At 63.7% G+C, this 4,376-nt stretch carries 5 protein-coding genes; 1 reads left to right on the forward strand and 4 read right to left on the reverse strand.

All coding sequences use genetic code 11. From position 1 onward, the window contains the following. Positions 1-31: 31 nt before the first annotated feature. The 3 genes from HX807_RS14765 to HX807_RS14775 form a co-directional block, all read right to left on the reverse strand. Entirely contained in the window at positions 32-664 is a 633-nt protein-coding gene (locus HX807_RS14765; RefSeq protein ID WP_003208844.1) for a LysE family transporter, read from the reverse strand. 203 nt (positions 665-867) lie between these two features. After that, complete coding sequence (locus HX807_RS14770; RefSeq protein WP_008439307.1) at positions 868-1,431, reverse strand: mechanosensitive ion channel family protein; 564 nt, start codon at positions 1,429-1,431, stop codon at positions 868-870. Further along, on the reverse strand, positions 1,431-3,341 hold the full coding sequence (locus HX807_RS14775) for an ATP-binding cassette domain-containing protein (protein ID WP_003208841.1): 1,911 nt from the start codon (positions 3,339-3,341) through the stop codon (positions 1,431-1,433). Before HX807_RS14775 ends, HX807_RS14770 begins: the two co-directional genes overlap by 1 nt. A gap of 50 nt (positions 3,342-3,391) precedes the next feature. Between HX807_RS14775 and HX807_RS14780 the strand changes: the two genes are divergently transcribed. Next, the gene (locus HX807_RS14780) at positions 3,392-3,853 is read left to right on the forward strand and encodes a TIGR02444 family protein (protein WP_177050317.1); all 462 of its coding nucleotides are present in this window, start codon (positions 3,392-3,394) and stop codon (positions 3,851-3,853) included. On the opposite strand, the gene HX807_RS14785 is transcribed toward HX807_RS14780, so the two are convergent. Continuing rightward, positions 3,850-4,376 (reverse strand): hypothetical protein (locus HX807_RS14785; RefSeq protein ID WP_177050318.1); only part of this gene is annotated, 527 nt, incomplete at its 5' end. The genes HX807_RS14780 and HX807_RS14785 overlap by 4 nt on opposite strands.

The following is a 4,376-nucleotide window of genomic DNA, read 5'->3' on the forward strand; positions in this document are numbered from 1 at the left end:
CGCTCCCACATTTTTGATCCGGTTTCGTCAGTTAAGCCGTTGCGCGATGCAAGCTGGCCAGGAACCCCGCCGCCCCAACGAACAAGCCAGCAAACGTACGGTTCATGCGTTTCTGCTGCTTCGGTGTGCGCAACAGGCGCAACACTTTCGACGCCAGCCCGGTGTAGCCGGCCATCACGATCATGTCCACGCAGATCATGGTCGCGCCCAGGATCAGGTATTGGTTCAGCAGCGGCGCCTGCGGGTTCACGAACTGCGGCAGCACCGCCAGCATGAACACCAGGGCCTTGGGGTTGCTGGCGTTGACCAGGAACCCGCGGAACATCATCGCCATCGGCTTGCCGATCGGGCGAATCGCCGCGTCATCGCTCAGGTCGGTTGGCAGCGCGCGCCATTGCTTGATGGCCAGGTACACCAGGTACGCTACGCCAAACCATTTGATCGCATAAAACGCGGTGGAGGATGCGGCAAGAATCGCCCCCAGGCCACCGGCGACCACGGCAATCTGCATCGCCAGGCCCAATTGCAGGCCCAGGGCGTTCCAGTAACCGCGCAAGAAACCGTATTGCAGGCCGCTGGACATCGACGCAATGGCACCGGCGCCAGGGGAAAGACTGATGATCCAACTGGCCAGGAAAAAGGCCAGCCATGTGTCGAGCGCCATTACACACCTCAGAGCTTAGTTTGCTGAATGTTTCTAAACTAACGCTGCCGGCTGAGAAATGGCTAGAAAAATTTTGGGGTGCGCCTTTGTGGCGAGGGGGCTTGCTGTGGCGAGGGAGCTTGCTCCCGCTGGAGTGCGTAGCGCTCCCGGCTTTTTTTGGGGCTGCTACGCAGCCCAGCGGGAGCAAGCTCCCTCGCCACAGGTTAAGGCAGCACGTCGCTGCCGCGCCAACGGCGCACCGAGCGCTGGAAGAACAGGCTGTTGGGCACTTGCACCATGACACTGCCGGTACCGGCCTCTTCCACTTCGATCAGCGTGGTGTAGAGCAGGTTGATCGCCACCACCCGGCCTTTGACGCCGGGCTTGTCGACGGTGTCCACCAACTCGACCACATCGCCCAGGCGGAACGGCCCGACGGTGAAGATCAGGATGGCGCACAGCAGGTTGGACAACACCGACCACATGGCGAAGAACGCCACCGCGGCCACCGCCACAAAACCCGACAACGCCGTCCACAACACCGTGGCAGAGACGCCCAGGCGCTCCAGCACGAAGATCAGCGCGCTGCCCATGATCAGCCAGCGCAGGCCGCCGCGCAGCGGCATCAGCAACTGCGGCGGGAACGGATAACGTTCCCCCAGGCGGTTCAGGCATTTGGCGACGAAACGCTGGGCGAGATAGCCGGCCAGCAGGATCAGCAGAATCTGTACGGCCACCCAGATCGGCGCGATCCATTGGGCCGGCAGCGGCAGTTGCAGCGCTTCCATCAGGACAGCGCCTCCAGCTCCGCTTGCAAGGATTCCAGCAGTTCGAGGGCTTCCATCCAGGTCTCCTCCAACTGCGCTTCACGTACCTTGAGCTTGGCCTGTTCGGCCAGCAGGTCGCGCAATTCATCCTTGCGGGCCGGCTCGTAGACGGCGCTGTCACCCAGGCTGGTTTCGATCTTCGCCAGCTTCTCGTGGATCTTGCCCAATTCGGCTTCCAGCTTGTCCGCTTCACGCTTGTGCGGGGCCAGTTGCTGACGCAATGCAGCCGCGGCCTGGCGCTGGGCCTTCTTGTCGGTCTTGTCCGGGTTGACCGGCGTGTTGCTGACCGGCGCGTTGCGCAGGCGGTAGTCCGACAGCCAACGGGCATAGTCTTCCAGGTCGCCGTCGAATTCCTCGACCTTGCCGTCAGCCACCAGCAGGAAGTTATCCGTGGTGCTCTTGAGCAGGTGGCGATCGTGAGACACCACCAGTACCGCGCCGCTGAATTCCTGCAGGGCCATGGTCAACGCCAGGCGCATTTCCAGGTCGAGGTGGTTGGTCGGTTCGTCGAGCAGCAACAGGTTTGGCCGGTCCCAGGCGATCAGGGCCAGGGCCAGGCGGGCCTTTTCGCCACCGGAGAAATTCAGCACCGGCTCGTCAATGCGCGCACCACGGAAGTCGAAACCACCGAGGAAGTCCCGCAGGGTCTGTTCGCGTTCGGTCGGCGCCAGGCGCTGCAGGTGCAGCAGCGGGCTGGCCTTGGCGTCGAGGGAGTCCAGCTGGTGCTGGGCGAAGTAGCCCACCACCAGGTTCTCACCGCGCACCAGGCGACCGGCCAGGGGCTGCAATTCGCCCGAGAGGTTTTTGATCAAGGTCGACTTGCCCGCGCCGTTGGGGCCGAGCAGGCCGATCCGCGCGCCAGGGGTGAGCTGCAACTTGACCTTCTCGAGGATGGTCTTGTCGCCATAGCCCAGGCGGGCATCGGAAAGGTCCAGCAACGGGCTGGAGATTTTCACCGACTCGCGGAACACAAAGTCGAACGGTGAATCGACGTGGGCCGCCGACAGTTCTTCCATGCGCTCCAGGGCCTTGATCCGGCTCTGGGCCTGACGGGCCTTGGTGGCCTGGGCCTTGAACCGGGCGATATAGCTTTCCATGTGCGCGCGCTGCGCCTGCTGCTTCTCGTAGGCCTGCTGTTGCTGGGCCAGGCGTTCGGCACGGGCGCGTTCGAAGGCGCTGTAGCCGCCGCGGTACAGGGTGATTTTCTTCTGGTCGACGTGGGCAATGTTGTCCACCACGGCGTCGAGGAAATCCCGGTCGTGGGAAATCAGCAGCAAGGTGCCCGGGTAGCTTTTCAGGAAGTCTTCCAGCCAAAGGATCGCATCGAGGTCCAGGTGGTTGGTCGGTTCATCGAGCAGCAACAGGTCCGAGGGGCACATCAGCGCCTGGGCCAGGTTCAGGCGCATGCGCCAGCCACCGGAGAAGTCGGCGACCGGGCGGTCCATCTGTTCGTTGGTAAAGCCAAGGCCGGCAAGCATCTTGCGCGCACGCGCGTCGGCGGTGTAGCCGTCGGCGCTGTCCAGTTCCGAGTGCAGGCGGGCCTGTGCGGCGCCGTCCTGGGCTTTCTCGGCCTCGGCGAGGTCGTGTTGCACCTGGCGCAGGCGCAGGTCGCCATCGAGCACGTAGTCGATCGCAATGCGGTCGAGGGTGTCGATCTCCTGGCGCATATGGGCGATGCGCCAGTCGGCCGGCAGCAGACAATCCCCGGAGTCGGGAGTCAGCTCACCCAGCAGCAAGGCGAACAACGTGGATTTGCCGGCGCCGTTGGCACCGATCAGGCCGGCTTTGTGACCGGCGTGCAGGGTCAGCTCGGCGTCTTCGAGAAGACGTTGCGGGCCACGCTGTAATGTTAGGCTTTGAAGTCGGATCATAATGGCGGCGGAGTCTACCAGCTTCGTTGGCCGCTGGCTTGGGTGTGAATATGTGCGCTGACCTGTGGAGCTTTGCCCTCTCGACTTACGCCCGCCCGGGCGTCGAGGACGCGTGCCTGCGCTTGCAGGCGCAAGGGGCTGATGTGTGCCTGGTGTTGTGCGGGTTGTGGCTGGAGCAGCGGGGTGTGGCGCCGCAACCGTCGCGCTTGCAGGCACTGCGACAGATCGCCGGGCCGTGGCAGGCGGAGGTGGTTGAGCCGCTGCGGCAAGTACGCACGCAATGGCGGGCCATGGCGCAGCAGGATGCTGAGCTGGGAGCGTTACGGGAGCGGGTCAAGGCTTTGGAATTGGATGCAGAAAGGCTGCTGCTATCACGCCTGGAAGGTGTGGCGCAGCATTGGCCGATGGCCGAGGTGAATCATCAAGCATGGGTTGAAGGACTGGCGGCCGAAGCCGCCAACCTTGACCACGACGCGCTGCATCAGCTGCGCGCCGCGGTTACCGGCACTTAGGAAGCGCTGGTTGGGGTGACGCTTGGCGCTGCCGGTGCAGGCGTGCTGCTGGCCGGTGCGGTTGGCGCTGTGGTACTGGCAGCAGGTGCAGCCGGGGTCGCAGGCTTTGCAGCTGGAGTAGCTGGTTTGGCTGGTGCTGGCTTGGCGGCGGCTGGTTTGGCAGCTGGTTTGGCAGCAGCAGGTTTGGCGGCCGGCTTGGCAGCTGGTTTCGCAGCAGCAGGCTTAGCGGCCGGCTTCGCGGCTGGTTTTGCAGCAGCAGGTTTAGCGGCTGGCTTCGCGGCAGGTTTTGCAGCAGCAGGTTTAGCGGCTGGCTTCGCAGCTGGTTTCGCAGCAGCAGTTTTAGCGGCTGGCTTCGCGGCAGGTTTTGCAGCAGCAGGTTTAGCGGCTGGCTTCGCAGCTGGTTTCGCAGCAGCAGTTTTAGCAGCTGGCTTGGCGGCTGGTTTCGCAGCAGCGGTTTTAGCAGCTGGCTTCGCGGCTGGTTTCGCAGCAGCAGTTTTAGCGGCTGGCTTGGCAGCTGGTTTTG

Source organism: Pseudomonas sp. D8002, assembly GCF_013385695.1.
In the GTDB taxonomy this organism is placed as follows: domain Bacteria; phylum Pseudomonadota; class Gammaproteobacteria; order Pseudomonadales; family Pseudomonadaceae; genus Aquipseudomonas.